We start from the raw sequence: 18112 nt of genomic DNA on the forward strand, positions 1-18112 counted from the left end.
GAATTTGAAGCGAAAATTACTTCGCGTCGATCGCAGCTTGAACAGCCGCTTCAGCGTTCACGATACCAGCGCCCAACTCGTTAGCAGAGTTTGGAGTCAGTGGAGTCGCAGTGCGCTTCAGGATTTCTTTTACTTGAGCACCAGTCAAAGCTTTGTTCGCAGCTTTCATCAAAGCAACCACACCAGATACGTGAGGAGTCGCCATGGAAGTTCCGTCGAACGGAGCGTAGTCAGTTGCCATAGTGTGCAAAGTTGCAGTTGCCACTTTACCAGAGTTGATTACACGAACCAGCTCTTGGCCAACAGTTTGTTCGATCATGAACACGCCTACTGGAAGAACAGAACCGTCATCAGTCAAAGCGCCTTGGATCAGGCCAGGAGCGTTGTTGTAAACAACCACACCAGCTGCACCCGCTTTGATCGCGTTTTTAACTTTTTCACCGAAAGTGATTTCACCGCGGGAGATCAAAGCGTATTTGCCTTTAACGTCAACTTTAGCGAAGTCTTCTGGTTTACCCAGGTTTGCGTGAACAAGTACGTTTGTTTCTGGAGTCAGGATTTCTTTCGCACCTTGGAAAGTGGAAGAAGCAACTTTTACAGTTTTCTGACCGTTGGAAACAGCTACTGCAGACTCACGACCAGTACCTTGTGGTACGGAGGATACAACTGCAACACCCGGAGCAACTACAGCCAATTCTGGACCGTATTGAGAGAAGTCTGCTTTTTGCAGGTTCACGTCAACTGCGCCTACTGCGATAACAGTGGACAAAGCCGCTGGGTAAGAAACGCGGTTGGAACCGTTGTTACCGGAAGCCGCTACAACAGTGATACCAGCTTTATCAGCGGCAGCTACTGCAGTTCTTTCAGCAGGAGTGGACCAAGCGCCACCCAAAGACATGGAGATCACGTCAACTTTTTCCTGGATACCCCAGTTGATACCTTGAGCGATCGCTACGTTGGAGCAACCTTGCTCAGAGCACACGCGGCCCGCAAGAACTTTTGCTTTAGGAGCAACACCAGTGAAACCTGTGTTGTCCAGAACACCAGCGATAGTACCAGCTACGTGAGTACCGTGACCTACTTTATCAGAGAAGTCAGAACCGTTGCTGTCACCAGTGAAGTCTTTACCTTTTTCGAAGTTAGCAGCCAAAGATGGGTGAGCTTCGTCGATACCAGTGTCCAACACAAGTACGCGAGCACCAGCACCACGACCGGATTTGTTCCAAGCCTGAGTCGCTTTTACTGCATGGATACCCCATGGAGTTTTTTGACCCAATTTAGCTTGAGAAGATTGACGGGATTGACCCAGGAAGCCTTTTACCGGAGCTGGAGCATCGTGGAAAACTTCTTTCTCAACGTAAGCTACTGCTGGATTTGCTTTCAATTTTTCGATTTGAGCGTCGTTGTCAGTATTAACAACCAAAGAATTCAAATTCGCAAGACTGTCTTCCAGTTGACCTACTGCTTGAGATTGAACTCCCAAGTCCAAGCCCTTAGACGCATAAGACCCCTTCATCTTATAAGCCATGTGAGCTTTATTGAAAGACTGTTGGTCTTTCATGATCACTAGAACGCGCTCTGCTTGAGCTGATGTCGCGAAAAGCACTGACACGATGAGTGCAAACACGTTGAATTTCATTAAAATTCCCCCCATATCCATGGACTCCAACAATTGAAGTCCTCATGGAGAGGCACTTCATTTCAGCTTGAAAGATTTATCAAGTACTCTTTTGGAACCACCTAAATATTTTTTTGGCACCAGAAAAGTGAAAAAATCTGTCATGAGGGTGGGGGTTCCAAAGTGGCACCCCAGTTCGATTTTAGGACCAGAGCGGCCTTTATTATTAGATTCTCTTATAGATACCATCATTTATTTGGAATTAGCTGCACAATATTAAATCAAAGTAAATGACCGTTTGCGTCGTCATTTTTTTGTTCATGAGCAGTCTTTGAGCAGCCGGAATACCTCGGCATCAGGCCTTTTTAAGACGTCGGCGCATCTGGCGAATAGCAAAAAGCATTTCAACACTGTCGTGGATAAGGCGCACCCGCGAAGACTCTTTATGTTGCCAGCGAATCGGCACTTCACACACGCGCAGACGGAATCTTTCCATGAATAAAATCAGCTCCACATCCCAGGCGAAGCGTTCAACAGAAAGAAGCGGCAGTACTTTGCTGCGAAACACCTCTTCATTGCGCACCAACTTGAATCCGCACTGCGTGTCTTTATAGGGAAGGCCGATAAAAAAGCGCATGATGCGATTAAAGATCTTTCCCATCGACTGACGAACCCAGTGCTGACGAACTTCAATCTGACTTTCCGGCAGGGCGCGCGACCCCATGATCAGATCCGCACGGTCGGAATAAGACAGCAGCTTGTTCAACTCCTCCCAGGGCGTTGCCATATCCGCGTCGGCCACCAAGATCCAGTCTCCGTGGGATTCGACCAGACCTTTTTTAACTGCGGCCCCTTTGCCTTTATTTTCACGCAAACTGCAAAGACGAAGCGGCGACCATTCGCTGCGAAGCTTTTCGACAACCTCCCGCGTATGATCACGGGACCCGTCATCAACCACCACGACCTCACAGATTTCGGCCTGAAACATTCCTGCTGAAGAAAGCTCGCGCAGGCGCTGCAGGGTTGCCGGCAGACGCTCTTCTTCGTTGTATGCAGGAATGACCACCGAAACTTTCTGCATCAGTGGCCGTGGTTTCCGCTGGAGGACTTGGGAACTGTCGCCCCCACAGGCAGGAAGAAACTCAAAGGGCTGGAGAAGAATCTTTTCATCACCGCTTTGCGAATGGCTTTACGCTGTGGCGGCTTGATGCCACGAGCTTTGATCGCCACCCACAATGCCAGGCCGAAGCTGACCAGCACGTTCAGGGCACCGATAAAGAAGATCCCGATCACCGCACGCCAGAATTCCCAGGACTTCATAAACTCCACACCCAGCACTGGCAAAGCCCCGCCCAGCGTGCCCGACGACAGAGTCACGTGGCGCACATCCAGATGCAGACCAATGAATTTCATAATTTCCGGAGTCATCCCCAGCAAAAAACCCAGGGAAATATTCCCGACCAGGCCCGAGATGTTATTTTCAAAGAACACGGCAATGCTGCGTGCTCCGCGCTTGCCAAAAACTGCTTTCAGCGTCGGGCTGCGCGCCAGGGTTTTACGCAAAGAATTCAGCGCAAACCAGTTGTCCGCCCAACCCGATGTCAAACTGGACAACCACAACAAAACCCCGGTAAACGCCGCAAAGATCAGCGCCGGGCCAAAAATATCCACAGACTTAAATGCGTACACCGCTTTTTCGTGGGACATCAGATGCCCGCCAAAGAGCATAAAGAACAAGGCATCAATCAGGATCACACACGGAACCACGAACATGACGTTCCCGGCAATCGCCGCCACTTGCGAGCGAATCAGATGGGTGATGTCTGTCACCAGATCATTCATCCCTTTTTCCGTATCCACATCCTGCATTTTTGCCGCCAGCGCCGGAGCCGTCATGGCCGGCTGCTTGGTACCCAGGGTGAATCCAGCCAAATGAATTGCCACAAAGCTGAGTGCATAGTTGAAAGAGGCAAAGACCCCTTCCATAAAGCTTGAAAGACCCAGCGCCAGGATGCCAGTCTTGACATAGACCGTGATCGCCGTCAGGGCCCCACCCCCGCCCGCGGCCTGAAGCATGCGTCGGTATTCATCCTTGGTGCGGGTGATATAATGCTCGCCGGTTTCGGCGGCTCGTTCAACCACCTTGCGGGCCAGCAAAGACACGTTCTGGGAAAACAGCGACGAGATACTGCGCAGGTCCTGATTTTCCTCAATAAGTTTTGAAAGGAAGCTTGTGACTTTTTTTGAATCCACGCGCTCGTTCAGCAGGATTTCCAAAAGACTGTCAATACGCTGCAAATACGTGCGCAGACGCGCCATCTGGAACACCAGATTGACACTGACACCATATTCATCCAGATGCTTGTGGACCTGCGCCATTTCACGGCGGCATTCCCACACGATCATGCGAAAGCGCGAAGCCTTTTCCAATGCCAGGTTGCGATCCCCGGCGTGATAGGCATTCATGAACTCCTCAAGCCCGCGCACCAGCGCAAAGAACGCCGAATCGCGGAAGTTCGGTTTATCCAGGCGATAACGGATGGCCGGTGACAGACCGATCGCACGCACCTGAATCACCAGATAAACCAGAGCATCTTCCAGATCCATGCCGAAACGGTTCCAGTCTTTTTCATCAGAACCGACTTCGTAATTAAACAACTCAACCAGGCGGTCAAACGTCGCCGGATCAATAGAGGCCACCCACAATGGATCTTCTTTTTCCGGGAACAGCGCCCAGAACAAATACCCCAGTTCGTGATCCAGCGGCGGGGTTGGCAGCATCTTCATCATCAGACGATCTGAAAGCTCACTCCACAGACCTAATTCTCTGGGCAGACCGGTTTCTGTGTACAGTTCAAGACCGCTGACTTCGTGAACCACGGTTCTAAGAATCACGGCGACCGATTTTTTCCACTGCGGATTGCGCTCCAAAACCATCAACAGGTAACGCAAACGAGCCACCGGCAGACGGCCGGTTTCCTTTTCTATGTGCGCATCCACAGCGCCTTCATAGCGAACCCACTGCAGCAGCCGAACCAGCCACTGGAGCTGATCTTCCAGTTGTTTCTGTTCAGAGGCCGAACCCAAAAGCACATCCAGGTCACTGTGAACCTTGCTGCTTCTTTTGTATTGAATGAACCGGTTTCTAAAGGCTTTGATCTTTGTAAACATATAGAAAGTTTACAGAATCCCATTTCAAAGGCACGCGGGATTCTGCCCAAAGCCGCAACGCACAACGCAACCATTTGTGGCATTTCTCCCCATCCCTGCCCGTGCTAAAAATTCGCCATGCGAAACGGTCTGATTTTCACCCTTATTTTGATGATCTCTCAAATCTGTATGGGAGCTGATAAAATCACCAGCCTGTCCGGAGCGGATGTACTGAATGGTGAACCCAAGACCATTACCACCGCCAATCACAAAGCCACGATTGTCGTCTTTCTATCCGCGAAGTGCCCTTGCTCTGCCAGCCACGAAGCTTTACTAAAGGAGCTGGCCCAACAATACAAAGACTTCCAATTCGTGGGCATACATTCCAACTCGGACGAAACCGCTGAAGAAACACAAAAGCATTTCCGCGAAGCCCATCTGCTGTTCCCGGTGATACAAGATACGCGCAGCCAGTGGGCAAACAAGCTGGGTGCCTTGAAAACTCCTCATGCCTTTGTCCTTAATCCTTCCGGCGAAATGATTTATCACGGTGGCGTGACCGACAGTCACGTGGGTCCTTCTGCTAAAAAGCAGTTCCTAAAAGAAGTTCTGGAAGACCTGCAGGCTGGAAAACCCTCCCGCCACAAGGAAGGACGCGCTTTGGGGTGTTACATCCAACGAGCGGATGAAGCATGAAATATCTGATTGTGTTTTTGGCACTGACCCTTTGCGCCTGCGCCCGTCCTGATTATTTGCCAGAAGCAACCGCGGTGAACAACGAGCAAAACGATCCACAGTCAAACTGTGCGATCCTGTTCAACAAAGAAAACATCTGCGCTGAGCTGCTCTGGAAGCAAGCCCCCACCAGCACCGATTTTTCCGAATTCGAACTTCGCTTCAACGCTTCGATACCGGCAGAGAATCTGTCGGTGATTCTGTGGATGCCTTCCATGGGACATGGCTCCTCTCCAGTAAAAATTGAATCTTTGGGCGACGGTAAATTCCGCGTGTTTAAGGTGTTCTTCATCATGCCCGGTGACTGGGAAATTCGCATCGTGCTTAAAGACAGCCAGGCGACTCTGGATCAGGCGCATGTGCCTTTGGTGGTGCCGTAAATGAAACTGCTGGCGCTGGCTTTGATTTTCGCAAGCTCTCCAGCATTGGCTGCCAGTTGCTGTGGCGGCAGCTTTTCATTTCCAGCGTTGATCCTGGGCGACGACAAGGCTCAGGTCACTGGAACCCTCAGTCAGTCTGAAATCACTGACGATGTTCTGGCCAGCGGCAAGTGGATCCGCCGCAAAGATGACAACCGCGCGCAGATGCTAAAACTGGAAGGTGCCGTGCTTTTCACGGACAGCATTCAGGGCGGTTTTTCCCTGCCGGTGCATTCAAAAAACAGCCGCACTTCTGACACCAACTCAGGCCTTGGCGACGTATCACTGTATCTGGGGCATGAAACCTTCCCCGAACTGACTTATTCCGCGTGGAAACCTCGCGGGGTCACCTTCCTGCAACTGACCCTGCCGACCAGTCCTTCCATTTACGACAGTGCCTTGAATGCCTCCGATATTCGTGGCCGCGGATTTTATTCCCTGGGTGGCGGCCTTGCGCTGATCAAAGCTTGGAAGGTGTGGGACTTTAGTTTCAGTTCCGAAATTCACCGGTCCTTTGAAAGAACCGCTTCAGGCGAAGCTTACAATGGCGAGGCCACCATCCGTCCGGGCTGGGGCACAACCCAAAGCCTGGGCGCCGGCTGGAATCGTGGTGACTTCAGATTAGGAAGCACCTTGGCCTTTCTTTATGAACAGCCGATAGCCATCAGTGGCTCGACAACCTCTGACGGGCACGCTCAGAAAAATTTCACCTTGAGTGTCGCCGGAAGCTATATGATCAATCTGGAATCGGCCGTGACCGTCAGTTACGCCGACCAAAGCCTGATCGGCAATCCCGTAAATTCAAGTTTATCAAATACCATTAATCTGAGCTACCAACAGCGGTGGCCCCGTTAGGAGAATCCATGTTTAAAAAAATCATTTTTGCTGCAGGCCTGGTGCTGTCTTCTGGGGCTGCTTCCGCCGAACAATCCCCGGAATGCCCGCTTTACTTCCCGGACAGTGAACTTTGTGCCTCTGTCGAGTTTGCGCAAGCGCCCAACCAAAATGCCGACTCTCCATTTGTACTGAAGGTTTATGATCAGACCAGCACGGCAAGTGCGCCTGCTTTGGTGGACCCGGCTCAGTTGAAAGTGGATCTGTGGATGAATATGGGTCATCACGGACACGGCACTTCCCCGGTGAAAATTGAAAAACAGGAAGTGGGTACCTTCCTGATTTCTGAAGCTTACTTTGTTATGCCGGGTAAATGGCTGATCCGCGTATGGATCAATGGGGAAAAAAGCGAAATGACAGTTGTGGTGAAGCCTTAAGCTTCAACCACAAAATAAGGAATTTCCACGATGGCCCGGATGCCTTTTCGGGCCAATGTTGCGGAAATAACAGCGCGAATGCCACCGATATTCTTGCCTTTGCTGCCGATCACCTGGCCCAGGCATTTTTGATCGCACTCCACTTTGTAAACAGTTGTCTTGTCGCCAACCATATAAGTCACAGAAACTGTGTCAGGATAATCGACTAAACCTCGGATCAAAGTCTCCAGCAGGTTGCGACCGCTTTCTCGATCTTGGTCTTGGTTGGGACTGATCTCAGGTCTTTTTCTAATGACTTTGATCTCTTTCAGGCCAGACATTTGTTTCACTCCAATTATATCAACAAGAAACATTTCGGTTTTGTAATAATCAAACTAAAGGGCGATTCGCCAAATGTAATTCAAATTCTTCAAGAACCCCACCAAGTGTTAGGCACTTTTTCTGGATTTCTCAAAGCGACTCGCAGTTACCGAAAATTTGAGGGTTACTTGATGCCAAGTTGAATGGTTCACGAAATTCTTCTCGAGTTTTTATCGCACTGTCCGAGCCAATGATTTTGTGTAATTTCATTTACGAGAACTCTTGGACATCCTTTCGAAAGTTTCTTCTAATAATGTGATGATTCAACTTTTGAAAAGTTCCGACTATCAACGCATGCCCTGGAAAAACGGACTTGGAGTCACTGACCAGATTGATCTTGCTTTGTCCGAAGTCAAAAGCAGTCAACCCTATGCATGGCGCTTAAGTTCTGCTTTGGTGACAGCCTCCAATCCCTTTTCAATCTTTGAAGGGTTTGATCGCCTGCTCAGTGTGGTCGAAGGCGACGGCTTGATCCTGAATCAAACTCCGCTCGTGCCCTTTCAGGTCTGCGACTTTTCCGGGGATGATCACACGGATTGCCAGTTGATGGGTTCTGCCGTTCGGGACCTGGGGCTGATCTACAACCCAAAACTGTTCAAAGCCCGCATGCAGTTTCATTCCCTGCCCGCCGTCAGTGAAACTGTTTTCTCACTGAGTGAGGAGATTCAATTTTTCTATGTTGTGACTGGAAAAATGCGTGTCGCAAATCAGACGGCCGAGGCCCAGGACTGCTTTAAACTGACTCAGGAAAAACAAGTCAAAATCCAAAACACCGGAAGCGAGACTCTGGCGTTTTACCAGATCTCGCTTTCTCGCCATTAGTTGATTTTATAGATTCGGCTTTCAAAGGGACGAAGCTCACCGCCGGTCAGTTGATTGTGCTCAGCCACGGCCTGGTTCGCCATCAGCAGATTCGCAGAAGAAAGGCTCAAGCCCGGCAGGTCGAACTTCGCAGGTTTCCCTGTCATGTTGGCCATCACGAGCATTTTCTCTTTTCCGTCATCACGGGTGTAGGCATAGATCTGATCATGCTTGCTTAGAACCTCTTCATAGGTTCCATAGATGAACACCGGATGATCTTTGCGCAGGCGAATCAGATTGCGATAAAAATTCAGAACAGAGTTTGGATCCTTGTCCTGAGCTGCCACATTGATGTCTTTATAATTGGGATTCACCTTAAGCCAAGGACGTCCGGTCGTGAAACCACCCTGCTCGGAAGAATCCCACTGCATCGGCGTACGGGCATTGTCACGAGAAGCCGGGGCAAGATCCGCCGTGATTTCCGCATCCGTTGCCCCCTGTTTGCGACGAATGGTGAAAATGTTTTTCGCGGACACATCGTTAAAGTCCTCAGGACCGCTAAAGACCGTGTTGGTCATCCCGATTTCCTGACCCTGATAGATGAACGGCGTTCCCTGCATCATGAAGTACATGGTTGCAATCGACGTCGTGCTTTCACGCCAGTAGTTCTGAATATCACCCCATTTGGAAGTGATGCGGGGGACATCGTGGTTTTCCACAAACAAAGCATTCCACCCGCGCCCCTCAAGACCCTTTTGCCAACGGCCCAGAACTGACTTCAGCTTTGCCAGATCCACACGGCGCTCGGGATTTGCATCCCACAGACCCACGTGTTCAAACTGGATAATCATGTTGAACTTCTTCTGGGCAGTGCCCACCCACTCTTCCGCGTTTTCAGCCGACACACCGTTGGCTTCCGCCACCGTCATGATGTCATACTTATTGAAGGTATTGGTGCAAAGGTCTTTCAGGTATTCCTGAATGCCGTTCACGTTCATGTGTTTGTCGTAAGACGGCACGTACTCAAGATTGTTCGGATTGGGCATATCGGCAAGGCCCGGCTCTTTGCGGGCGTGGCTGATGGCATCGACGCGGAAACCATCAATGCCCTTATCCAGCCACCAGTTGATCATGTCATACACAGCTTTACGCATGTCCAGATTTTCCCAGTTCAGATCCGGCTGCTTGCTTGAGAAAATATGCATGAAATACTGCTGGGTCAGCTCATCAAACTTCCAGGCCGACCCGCTGAAAATACTTTCCCAGTTGTTGGGCTCTTTGCCGTTTTTTCCGTCGCGCCAGATGTACCAGTCCCGCTTGGGATTGTTTTTTGAACTGCGGGACTCGATAAACCAAGGATGTTCGTCACTGGTGTGATTCACCACCAGATCAATGATCAGCTTCATACCCCGGGCGTGAACCTGCTGCAAAAGCTGATCAAAATCCTTCATGGTGCCGAATTCATGGTGAATATCCTGATAATCACTGATGTCGTAGCCGTTATCGTCCTGCGGGGATTTGTACATAGGACAAATCCAGATCACATCAATGCCCAGATCTTTCAGGTAATCCAGTTTGGAAATCAAACCCTGCAGGTCCCCCATGCCGTCGCCATTGGAATCCTTAAAGCTGCGAGGATAAACCTGATAAACGACCGCTTCTTTCCACCAATTCTTTTGAACTTCGGACACGACTAAGACCCCTTGTAAGTCTCGAATGTAAAGTTCTAAAAAAGGACCCGTCAAGAAAAGACTGAGGGCTCATCGGACTGCAAATCATTTCTTTTCAGTTGCAGCGGGATAACCCGGGCATGGCGCACCCGCACACGCCCCATCAAATACGAAGATACCGGAATGCCCAGGAACAGCACCAAAGCCGCTAATCCCAGCAATCCCCCCATATAGGCATCACCAAAATGCAGGGCCGCGGCCGCACACAAAAGAACCACCCCCAGTGTTGACGATTTGGAAACCGCCGCCATTCGTGTCAGCGTGTCGGGAAACTTCACTCCTCCGACCGAGGCCAGTAAAATCAAAAGGCATCCCAATAATAACAGCCCCTGCACGATGATCGTCATAAGATGTCCTTTTTACGCTCCAGTAAAAACACGAAGAACGTGTTTGAAAGAAATGACAGCGGCGCCAGCACCAGAATCAAAGACACCGCTTCTTCGCTGTTGCTAAAAACGGCATACAAGACCGCCGAAGCGATGGAGATATTGTTCAATAGATCAAAGGTCATCACCCGGTCCATCCAGTCCGGCCCCTTAATACAGCGATACATGGCAAGCCCCGATGACACCACCAGTGCTGTGATCATCAAATAAATCATGACTTCACCTCCCCCAGTATCAAACGCAGTTTGTATTCAAAACGGGATTTTAAAACTTCCATATCCTTATCGGCATCATCGGTATGCAACAGATGCACATACAAAAGCCCCAGATCCTGACGCACCCGAATCACCATAGAACCGGGAATCAGGAATATGATCAGCGACAGCCACCAGATCCCCCATTCACTTTTAATATCCAACGGCAGACGCACAATAACAGGCTTCATAAACCGGTTGGGACGAAACACCCAGGACACCACTTGTAAAACGGCAACACAAAAATCCCAGGCAAACTTCAGCAGCACTTCCACCACCCACACAACCCGCATCATCGCAGACCTCCTTCCATCAGTTCCTGCGCCACCCTTTCCGTCAGATTCATCAAAGGCTGAAAACCAAGCCCCACACTCAGGATCAATAAACTCATCACCAACAGTGGCACCATCATCCAGCGCCCCCGGCCTTGCCGGTCGTTTTCAGGCAACGAAGACACGGCAGGCTTCCAGAACACTCCGTTCCAGATTTTAAGCATCGACATCAAAGTCAACAGACTGACTGCCAACGCCATCCCCACAGCCAGCCAGCGCTCTTCACCCAACGCCGCCTGCAGGGTCAGCACCTTGCCCCAAAAACCAGACAGCGGAGGCACACCAATCAATGACAACGCTGAAAATGCAAAGACAGCCCCCAGTAGCGGACGAGCCTTCCACAGGCCTCCGGATTCAGAAACAAAGCTGGTGCCGCTGGCTTTTTCCATAACCGCCACAGCAAAAAATAAATTCGTTTTCACCAGCATGTGATGGATCATATAGAACACACAGGCCGCTATGCCCGCCGAAGTTCCCAGCGACAATCCCAGCACCATATATCCGACCTGGGATGTACTGTGAAAGGCCAGAATGCCCTTCATATTGTCCCGGGAAAGCGCCCCCAGCACGCCAAGAATCATCGACAACAAGGCCAACGAAAACAGAAGGGGCAACAGTCTTTCGCTGCCGGGTAAAGTCGACACGGGCACCAAAATCCGCAATAGCGAATAAACGCCGACCTTGGTCAGAAAACCCGCAAATACCCCGGCCACCGCCGTCAACGTCACCGGATACGCCGCTGGCATCCAGAAGAAAAACGGAAACAGCGCCGACTTCACAGAAAAAGCCATGACCAGACAACAAAGGCCCACGACCATCCCCAGATTCTGACCGTAGCTGCGCTGATACTGAATCAAATCCACGATATCCAGACTGCCAGCCGTATTGTAAATAAATGCAATGCCAATCAAAAAAGCGACTGAAGAAAGAATGCTCAACACAGCGTACTTATAGGCGCCGGTCACCGATGTGCGATAGCGGCTCATCGCCACCAGGAAAAAGGACGAGGCCAGCATCACCTCATACCACACGTACAGGTTGAATAAATCTCCGGTGGAAAAGGCGCCAAACACACCCATCATCATGAAATGGAACAAGCTGTAGTACCCCCGCAGTTCCCATTGCCGGTTCAGCAGTGCCTGCATGGAAAGGTTTCCGCACAAAGCAACCACAGAGCTTCCCACCAGCATGACTGCCGCCAGCAAGCCCACCGAAAATGAAATGCCAAAAGGCGCCAGCCAATTCCCCAGTTGCAGGGTTTGAATGCCGCCTTCCTCCACTCGCAAAAACAATTGCACCGCGGCCCCTAATGCCGCCACCGAGCCGGCCAGGGACACACTTCGCAGCAATAGCGAATTCTTTCTGCACATATAGGTCAGCAACGCCGTTACAAAGCTGATCAGCAACGGGGCCATTATCATTCCGAATCCTCCGGCAGAAAATCCGCATCCCGGGATTTTGAATATTTAAGTCCCTGACTGGCCAGCACCAATAGCACTGCCGTCATTCCCAAACCGATCACGATGGCCGTTAAAATCAGCGCCTGACTTAGGTGATCATCGCCCTGGGATCCTCCGCTTTTTAAAATCAGCAGATTCACCGCATGCCCCAGAACGCTTATCCCCAGAATCAAAGTCAGCCAGTCGCGCGACAGGATCAACCACACACCGGCGGAAAAAAGCAGCGCAATACTGAGCGAGAGAAAGTCAATCATACGTCCCTCCGCAGGAAGGCAAAAAACAGGCTGGTCCCCATTCCCAATACCAACAGATAAACACCCATATCAAACAACAGAGGCGTGCCCAGGAAAGCCAGCCCCCCCGGCAACCACAATGCCGTCAGAAAGGGTTTACCCCAGAACACCGGCAGCATCCCCGCCGTGAACGCCAGCAGCAGTCCGGTGCAGATCCAGCTTAAGGGCTTCATCACCAGCACCTTGCGCGCCCCATCTTCGCCAAACACCAGGCCGTAAAATGTGAAAGAGATGGCCAGGACCAGCCCCGCAATAAAACCACCCCCTGGGGTGTTGTGACCCCGCAAAAGAATGATCAAGGAAATCACGGTGAACAACGGAGCCATCACCCGGGCGGAAGTATGCAAAATGATAGAGGGCCGCAAAGTCAAATTCAGGCGCCGCTTTCGCAAAAGCATAAAATGAATTCCCATGCCGACAATTCCCAGAACCGTGATTTCACCCAAGGTGTCCAGCGCGCGAAAATCCACCAGAATCACATTCACAACATTGGATCCCTTTCCCAAAGGCAGCGCGTTTTCACGATAGAAATCCGCGACCCGCGAAGAAAGCTTTCCGTCAGCCATGACTCCACACAAAAGCAGTGCGCCGACAAAGGCACCCGCCGTTGCAAGCGCGCGCACGGTGCGATACAAAACGCTGAATCCCGACGGATTCGGCCTTAAGAACACTAGCGACAAAGTCAATACCACGACTGAAAGAGTTTCCACCGCCATCTGAGTCATAGCCAGATCGGTGGCACCGACACTGAGGTAAAACAGACTGATACCGATACCAACGACCCCCACCCCGACCACTTTCAAAAGAGGCTTTAGACTAAAAATCAGCGGAAGCAGTCCCAGCACCACCAGCGCAAAGGGAATGACCTGAAAAAGAATCAGCTCGTCGCTCCTCAACGAAGGCGCATAGTCCCGAAGCGGTAAAAACCACGGCAGCACCAGGCACGGCACCAACAACATCCACAGAATATAAAAACTCAAACGCCCACTTTGCAGGCGGTCCATGACTTTTTTGGCCAGCGTTCCCATATAGCCGACTCGCGGTGAAGGCTTGTATAAACCCTTCATCCACACGGCCGCCTTGGTGACGACGCCGGCGTACCGGGCGGCAAGCACAGTCCCCAAGCCCATGGAAATCAAACTAAGAATCAGCGCCAGATTCACTCCGGTCCACATTTCAAGATTCAATTCCACATCCCGCAACACGATGGCCGACACAACCGGATTCAGGAAATATTTATTGATGTCGTTTAAGAAAAAGCCCGCCAACCAGCCGCCAGAAGCCAGCAACAAAGGAGGCCCCCACATACTCGCCTGCACTTCATGCAGGACTTGCCGGTCCTCTTGCCGGGCAAAGATCACCACGATCAAACGATACCCCACCACGATGGACAGGATACTGGCCCCCAGCAAGGCCAAGACCAAAAATGATCCCGGGAACTTCAAAGCCAGAGCGGACTTAAAAAGATACTCTTTGCTTAGAAAGCCCATGCTGAAGGGAAGCCCCATCATCGACCCCAAAGCCATCAACAGAGCCAGCGACGTCAAAGGCATCCGGCGATAAAGACCCGAGACATGATCCAAACTGCGCCCGCCCATTTGTTTGTCGATGTTTCCCACACACATGAACAGACTGGCCTTGTAAAAAGAGTGAGCCAGAATGTAGGAAAAAAAAGCCTTCCAGGAATAAGCTTCGTGCAATCCGACCAGCATGCACATCCCGCCCAGAGAGCTGACCGTGGTCCATGCAAACAACTGCTTCAGATCCGTCTTGGTCAGCGAAACAATCATGCCCCAGATCAGAGTGGCCGCGCCGACAAGCCCCAGCGTCATCAGCCAATCCAGATTCTTATCAAACAACGGGCTGAACCTTGCCAGCAGGAACACCCCCAGCTTAACCATCGTGGCCGAATGCAAATAACAACTGGCCGGCGTCGGGGCCACCATGGCTCCGGGCAGCCAGAAATGAAATGGAAATTGTGCCGACTTGATCATCGCAGCAATCATAATCATCAGCATCGTCAGTTGGCTGTGTTGATATTCCGTGTGCCCGTACAGAATTTCCAGCAGCGAGTTGCTGCCCGAAGCTTGTGACAACATCAACAGTGCCAGCAGCAGACACAAGCCCCCGGCAATATTAAGAACCAGCGCCTGTTTGGCACCTTTGCGCACATCAGGATCAGTGAATTTAAATCCGATCAGCAAAAACGAACAAAGGCCCGTGGCCTCCCAAAAGCCATAGAACACAAAAATATTGTCAGCCCAAAGAACGCCCAGCATGCTCCCGGTGAAGGCAAAAAACAGCGGAAAAAATCTGCGCCTTTCCACGGTCTTAAAGTAGGTGCCAGCATACACGCTGACGCAAGCACCAATACCACTGACAATGCAGGCGAAGAACTCGGACAGACCGTCGCGGGGAAAAGGCCAGGATTGTTCAATAAAGGGTTTTAAGCTTTCCCCAAAGGCACCAAGATAAGGCAGCAAAAAAAGCACACGCCATACTGCGGACGGCAGCCGTAAACACAACGGGGCCATCAGCGCCAAAAGGAAAAACAAAATCACCCAGTACATCAGCATCTGCACCTCTTTTTTGTTTATCTGCTCAAGTGTTCCCAACAGGATGGATTTCGACAACTTTGAAGGGGCTTTTCGGGATAAAATCAAAGGCATTTTCATAGGTCCCCAAGGGACTTCGTGGCCCTGCCTTTGCTTTACTGAATTCTCGTACTTTGTGTCTCTGGAAGTGAGGTTCTATGATCTCTCTAATGCGATATATGGCATTTGGGCTGGCTCTTTTGCAATTGCAAGGAGCTGCCGCCAGCAATTTTCGTAACCCTGCCAGTAATTTAACACCCGAGCCGTTTTATCAGTCCGTTCCGGCGGCCAAAGATCCTGTGGCAGAACTCATAGAAAACCCTTATCAAAAGTATTTTACCAAAGCCGATATCGAACGAATCAGTCAGGAAATGCGCGCCGAAGAACATCGCAAACAGCGGCTGATCAAAGGGCAGCTGATTATGGTGGACACTCGGGATCAGGAGGCCTGCCAAAAGATTCAAGACCAGTTGACCGGTAACAGAAACATGAAAGCCGTCAACGACGTGCGTGGACTTTGTGTGCAGGACAACACGAAACCTATTGCCAGCGTGATGGTGCTGCGCGAGTCCAATGAAATTGAATGGCAGCGCGAGGTGGATATCAGCGGACTGACCTCGGATCAATCCGACCTTTACACCAGCACCCGCAATGTGGCCTTGGGTGCCGTGGGTGTGGCAGGCTTGTTATACATGATGCCTGAAAGCGTAACCAACTGGGACAAAGAAAAAATGAAAAACCTTGGCAAGAACTGGCAGGAAAATGTCAAGGACGGCCCGGTGGTGGACAAAGACGACTGGGCGATCAACTACATCGGTCACCCCTATTCCGGTGCCATTTATTACCAGGTGGCCCGTCACGCTGGCGTAGGACCGATGGGTTCTTTCGGATATTCTGTTTTGATGTCCACATTCTTCTGGGAATACGGAGTTGAAGCCTTCGCTGAAAAGCCCTCTATTCAGGACTTGTTCATCACCCCCATCATCGGATCAATTATGGGTGAGCTGTTCTATCGCGCGGAACTGAAGATTCAGAAAAATGGCGGGAAAGTCTGGGGTTCAAAAAAGCTCGGCTCTGTGCTGATTGTTCTGATGAACCCTATGGGCGCGTTCAGTGATCAGATGAACAAACTCTTTGGCAGCAAGGTCATTAAAAGTGCCAGTGCACGCTGGGTTGTGCGTCGTCATACAGGTGCTGGCGGCCACCCTTCTGTCGAGCGCGCTCCGGTCTGGGGCTTTGAATTGCAGTTTAAATTCTAAAGCGAAAACTGCCGCTGAAGGATTTCCAGGGTGGCAGGCACGGAATTCACCGAATGAAATGATCTGAATCCCAGCTTTTCCGCAGCGTCCACGTTGGCGGGGCTGTCGTCGATGAAGACGATGGATGACGGTGGCAATCCCACCTGGGCAGCGGCGGACAGATAAATTTCGGCATCCGGCTTTCGATGCCCCAGCTCGAAACTGGTCATAATCCGATCAAATCGTTTCATGACCGGAAACTGATTCATAAAATAATCATAGTGCGGAAGATTGGTATTAGACAGGGCATACAACGGAACCTTTCCAGCATAACGATCAAAAATCTGCTCCACATTCGGCAAAGTTCCCAGAATCAATTTATTCCAGGCGAATTCCAACGGGGTCTCGGCAGAAAGCCTTAATTCACTTCGAACAAAGGAAAAGAACTCGTCCGGAGTTGCGTTTCCCCGCTCCAGCTCAAAGTGAATTTTTGCACTTCCTAACACCGACCATATCTGATCCTGTTTTGCTCGATCAAAAATCCCCAAAGCCTCCACTGTCCTACGCCAGTTGATTTCCAGAATAATTCCACCAATATCCAAAAAGATTGCTTGTGCCGACATACATTGACGATATCACAGATTGGCCGTTGACGGAACCTCACGTGTCCTTCCAGACTAGATGACGTGGAACCCACACATGAGTCCCCTTATTCTGAAGCTCCAAAAAGCCCGCAACAGGTCCTGCTTGAGGCGGATGCCACGGCATTTCCCGCCTTCTGGCAAAATCTGCAAAACCAAACCGTTCTTCTGGTAGGATGGGGGCATGGCCATCTGGCGGAAAGCCTCGTGGATGCTGGCAACACAGTCACCTGCATCGAGGCTTCTTTGGATTTAATATCCAAAGCCCGGGACTTTATCGAATCTCACAATGTGGAAATGATTCACGGGGACTTTTTGACTTTTCAGGATTTCAGCCCGCATCAGTTTTCTGCAGTTGTCACAAGTCTGGTAGCCGAACCTGTCAAGGATCTTCCCCACTTGTTCAGACAAGCGGCGGCGGTGCTTGTAAATAACGGCATTTTATATTTATCCGAAGTCCACACCGAGTCTGCACCACCCGCCAATCACATTCACAGCGAAGAAGCAATCACCCTCGCGGCCACCCAGGCAGGGCTTGATTTGGAACGCACCGAAACCAGTTACGGTGCAGATTTGAAAGCCCAGCTTCAGATGTGGGAGTTTCGAACCCGGTGAGAGCATCCCCGGGTTCCCTTCTGGCCTGATGCCAGATTATTTCACAGACTATTCGTCGTCCTGTTCACTCTCGTCACGGGAGCGTGATGAACTGGAAGAGCTGCGACCTGTCTGCTTACCAGAGCGGCCGGAGCTTTTACCCGAAGATGTGGACGAACGGCTTTGTTTGCCAGAGCGGCTTGAGCTTTTGGTGCCTTTCATAGCGACCTCCTTTT

20 protein-coding genes are annotated in these 18112 nt (G+C 50.8%); 7 read left to right on the forward strand and 13 right to left on the reverse strand.

Going from position 1 to position 18112, the window contains the following annotated elements:
• Positions 1-16 precede the first annotated feature (16 nt).
• The 3 genes from ACZ520_RS10750 to ACZ520_RS10760 form a co-directional block, all read right to left on the reverse strand.
• Positions 17-1639, reverse strand: a complete 1623-nt coding sequence (locus tag ACZ520_RS10750) for a S8 family serine peptidase (protein ID WP_232469269.1) — start codon at positions 1637-1639, stop codon at positions 17-19.
• A 334-nt stretch (positions 1640-1973) separates the two neighbouring features.
• Positions 1974-2699 (reverse strand): dolichyl-phosphate beta-glucosyltransferase, encoded by a 726-nt coding sequence (locus ACZ520_RS10755; protein WP_464125423.1) that lies wholly within the window; start codon positions 2697-2699, stop codon positions 1974-1976.
• Complete coding sequence (locus ACZ520_RS10760; RefSeq protein ID WP_088565019.1) at positions 2699-4789, reverse strand: site-specific recombinase; 2091 nt, start codon at positions 4787-4789, stop codon at positions 2699-2701. The genes ACZ520_RS10755 and ACZ520_RS10760 overlap by 1 nt, the downstream gene beginning before the upstream one ends.
• A gap of 117 nt (positions 4790-4906) precedes the next feature.
• Here ACZ520_RS10760 and ACZ520_RS10765 point away from each other — a divergent pair, with 117 nt between their 5' ends.
• The 4 genes from ACZ520_RS10765 to ACZ520_RS10780 are packed head-to-tail and all read left to right on the forward strand — an operon-like array spanning position 4907 to position 7193.
• Positions 4907-5464 carry a thioredoxin-like domain-containing protein gene (locus ACZ520_RS10765; RefSeq protein ID WP_464125425.1) on the forward strand — a complete coding sequence of 186 codons (558 nt, stop codon included), beginning with the start codon at positions 4907-4909 and terminating at the stop codon, positions 5462-5464.
• A complete protein-coding gene (locus ACZ520_RS10770; protein WP_464125427.1) occupies positions 5461-5883 on the forward strand; it encodes a FixH family protein in 423 nt (140 codons plus the stop codon). The genes ACZ520_RS10765 and ACZ520_RS10770 overlap by 4 nt, the downstream gene beginning before the upstream one ends.
• Positions 5884-6777 (forward strand): serine protease spb1, encoded by an 894-nt coding sequence (locus ACZ520_RS10775; RefSeq protein WP_417868408.1) that lies wholly within the window; start codon positions 5884-5886, stop codon positions 6775-6777. It abuts the gene before it with no gap.
• A gap of 8 nt (positions 6778-6785) precedes the next feature.
• A complete protein-coding gene (locus ACZ520_RS10780; protein ID WP_374030443.1) occupies positions 6786-7193 on the forward strand; it encodes a serine protease spb1 in 408 nt (135 codons plus the stop codon).
• Here the strand turns inward: ACZ520_RS10780 and ACZ520_RS10785 are convergent.
• Positions 7190-7513, reverse strand: a complete 324-nt coding sequence (locus ACZ520_RS10785) for a KH domain-containing protein (RefSeq protein WP_464125430.1) — start codon at positions 7511-7513, stop codon at positions 7190-7192. The two genes, ACZ520_RS10780 and ACZ520_RS10785, sit on opposite strands and share 4 nt — an antisense overlap.
• A 298-nt stretch (positions 7514-7811) precedes the next feature.
• Between ACZ520_RS10785 and ACZ520_RS10790 the strand changes: the two genes are divergently transcribed.
• Positions 7812-8375 carry a HutD family protein gene (locus ACZ520_RS10790; RefSeq protein ID WP_464125432.1) on the forward strand — a complete coding sequence of 188 codons (564 nt, stop codon included), beginning with the start codon at positions 7812-7814 and terminating at the stop codon, positions 8373-8375.
• Here the strand turns inward: ACZ520_RS10790 and ACZ520_RS10795 are convergent.
• Genes ACZ520_RS10795 through mbhE form a run of 7 tightly spaced genes read right to left on the reverse strand, consistent with a single transcriptional unit; the run spans position 8372 to position 15484 of the window.
• On the reverse strand, positions 8372-10045 hold the full coding sequence (locus tag ACZ520_RS10795; RefSeq protein WP_464125433.1) for a glycoside hydrolase family 13 protein: 1674 nt from the start codon (positions 10043-10045) through the stop codon (positions 8372-8374). The two genes, ACZ520_RS10790 and ACZ520_RS10795, sit on opposite strands and share 4 nt — an antisense overlap.
• Positions 10046-10095: 50 nt before the next feature.
• Positions 10096-10431 carry a cation:proton antiporter gene (locus ACZ520_RS10800; RefSeq protein ID WP_088565011.1) on the reverse strand — a complete coding sequence of 112 codons (336 nt, stop codon included), beginning with the start codon at positions 10429-10431 and terminating at the stop codon, positions 10096-10098.
• A complete protein-coding gene (locus ACZ520_RS10805; protein ID WP_088565010.1) occupies positions 10428-10685 on the reverse strand; it encodes an MrpF/PhaF family protein in 258 nt (85 codons plus the stop codon). Before ACZ520_RS10805 ends, ACZ520_RS10800 begins: the two co-directional genes overlap by 4 nt.
• Positions 10682-11020: a Na+/H+ antiporter subunit E gene (locus tag ACZ520_RS10810; RefSeq protein ID WP_374033288.1), complete on the reverse strand. Its 339-nt coding sequence runs from the start codon at positions 11018-11020 to the stop codon at positions 10682-10684. The genes ACZ520_RS10805 and ACZ520_RS10810 overlap by 4 nt, the downstream gene beginning before the upstream one ends.
• Positions 11017-12471, reverse strand: coding sequence for a complex I subunit 5 family protein (locus tag ACZ520_RS10815; protein WP_464125437.1), 1455 nt, complete (start codon positions 12469-12471; stop codon positions 11017-11019). The genes ACZ520_RS10810 and ACZ520_RS10815 overlap by 4 nt, the downstream gene beginning before the upstream one ends.
• A gap of 2 nt (positions 12472-12473) precedes the next feature.
• The gene (locus ACZ520_RS10820; RefSeq protein WP_417868416.1) at positions 12474-12770 is read right to left on the reverse strand and encodes a sodium:proton antiporter; all 297 of its coding nucleotides are present in this window, start codon (positions 12768-12770) and stop codon (positions 12474-12476) included.
• Positions 12767-15484 carry a hydrogen gas-evolving membrane-bound hydrogenase subunit E gene (gene mbhE / locus ACZ520_RS10825; protein ID WP_464125441.1) on the reverse strand — a complete coding sequence of 906 codons (2718 nt, stop codon included), beginning with the start codon at positions 15482-15484 and terminating at the stop codon, positions 12767-12769. The genes ACZ520_RS10820 and mbhE overlap by 4 nt, the downstream gene beginning before the upstream one ends.
• A gap of 98 nt (positions 15485-15582) precedes the next feature.
• Between mbhE and ACZ520_RS10830 the strand changes: the two genes are divergently transcribed.
• Positions 15583-16662 (forward strand): DUF3943 domain-containing protein, encoded by a 1080-nt coding sequence (locus tag ACZ520_RS10830; RefSeq protein WP_464125444.1) that lies wholly within the window; start codon positions 15583-15585, stop codon positions 16660-16662.
• On the opposite strand, the gene ACZ520_RS10835 is transcribed toward ACZ520_RS10830, so the two are convergent.
• On the reverse strand, positions 16659-17264 hold the full coding sequence (locus ACZ520_RS10835) for an HAD family hydrolase (protein WP_088565005.1): 606 nt from the start codon (positions 17262-17264) through the stop codon (positions 16659-16661). The two genes, ACZ520_RS10830 and ACZ520_RS10835, sit on opposite strands and share 4 nt — an antisense overlap.
• A gap of 63 nt (positions 17265-17327) precedes the next feature.
• On the opposite strand from ACZ520_RS10835, the gene ACZ520_RS10840 reads away from it, so the two are divergent.
• On the forward strand, positions 17328-17897 hold the full coding sequence (locus ACZ520_RS10840; RefSeq protein WP_088565004.1) for a class I SAM-dependent methyltransferase: 570 nt from the start codon (positions 17328-17330) through the stop codon (positions 17895-17897).
• Positions 17898-17945: 48 nt separating this feature from the next.
• Here the strand turns inward: ACZ520_RS10840 and ACZ520_RS10845 are convergent, their stop codons facing one another.
• Entirely contained in the window at positions 17946-18098 is a 153-nt protein-coding gene (locus ACZ520_RS10845; protein WP_157678758.1) for a hypothetical protein, read from the reverse strand.
• Positions 18099-18112 lie beyond the last annotated feature (14 nt).

It is taken from the genome of Bdellovibrio sp. BIS2 (assembly GCF_055398295.1).

Excerpts from the sequence above, each read along its gene's own strand:
- ACZ520_RS10760 (WP_088565019.1), bottom strand. The coding sequence starts at position 4,789 with ATGTTTACAAAGATCAAAGCCTTTAGAAACCGGTTCATTCAATACAAA.
- ACZ520_RS10775 (WP_417868408.1), top strand. The coding sequence starts at position 5,884 with ATGAAACTGCTGGCGCTGGCTTTGATTTTCGCAAGCTCTCCAGCATTG.
- ACZ520_RS10830 (WP_464125444.1), top strand. The coding sequence starts at position 15,583 with ATGGCATTTGGGCTGGCTCTTTTGCAATTGCAAGGAGCTGCCGCCAGC.
- ACZ520_RS10805 (WP_088565010.1), bottom strand. The coding sequence starts at position 10,685 with ATGATTTATTTGATGATCACAGCACTGGTGGTGTCATCGGGGCTTGCC.
- ACZ520_RS10770 (WP_464125427.1), top strand. The coding sequence starts at position 5,461 with ATGAAATATCTGATTGTGTTTTTGGCACTGACCCTTTGCGCCTGCGCC.
- ACZ520_RS10780 (WP_374030443.1), top strand. The coding sequence starts at position 6,786 with ATGTTTAAAAAAATCATTTTTGCTGCAGGCCTGGTGCTGTCTTCTGGG.
- ACZ520_RS10800 (WP_088565011.1), bottom strand. The coding sequence starts at position 10,431 with ATGACGATCATCGTGCAGGGGCTGTTATTATTGGGATGCCTTTTGATT.
- ACZ520_RS10820 (WP_417868416.1), bottom strand. The coding sequence starts at position 12,770 with ATGATTGACTTTCTCTCGCTCAGTATTGCGCTGCTTTTTTCCGCCGGT.
- mbhE (WP_464125441.1), bottom strand. The coding sequence starts at position 15,484 with ATGAAAATGCCTTTGATTTTATCCCGAAAAGCCCCTTCAAAGTTGTCG.
- ACZ520_RS10790 (WP_464125432.1), top strand. The coding sequence starts at position 7,812 with ATGATTCAACTTTTGAAAAGTTCCGACTATCAACGCATGCCCTGGAAA.
- ACZ520_RS10845 (WP_157678758.1), bottom strand. The coding sequence starts at position 18,098 with ATGAAAGGCACCAAAAGCTCAAGCCGCTCTGGCAAACAAAGCCGTTCG.
- ACZ520_RS10755 (WP_464125423.1), bottom strand. The coding sequence starts at position 2,699 with ATGCAGAAAGTTTCGGTGGTCATTCCTGCATACAACGAAGAAGAGCGT.
- ACZ520_RS10815 (WP_464125437.1), bottom strand. The coding sequence starts at position 12,471 with ATGGCCCCGTTGCTGATCAGCTTTGTAACGGCGTTGCTGACCTATATG.
- ACZ520_RS10765 (WP_464125425.1), top strand. The coding sequence starts at position 4,907 with ATGCGAAACGGTCTGATTTTCACCCTTATTTTGATGATCTCTCAAATC.
- ACZ520_RS10785 (WP_464125430.1), bottom strand. The coding sequence starts at position 7,513 with ATGTCTGGCCTGAAAGAGATCAAAGTCATTAGAAAAAGACCTGAGATC.
- ACZ520_RS10810 (WP_374033288.1), bottom strand. The coding sequence starts at position 11,020 with ATGATGCGGGTTGTGTGGGTGGTGGAAGTGCTGCTGAAGTTTGCCTGG.
- ACZ520_RS10835 (WP_088565005.1), bottom strand. The coding sequence starts at position 17,264 with ATGTCGGCACAAGCAATCTTTTTGGATATTGGTGGAATTATTCTGGAA.
- ACZ520_RS10750 (WP_232469269.1), bottom strand. The coding sequence starts at position 1,639 with ATGAAATTCAACGTGTTTGCACTCATCGTGTCAGTGCTTTTCGCGACA.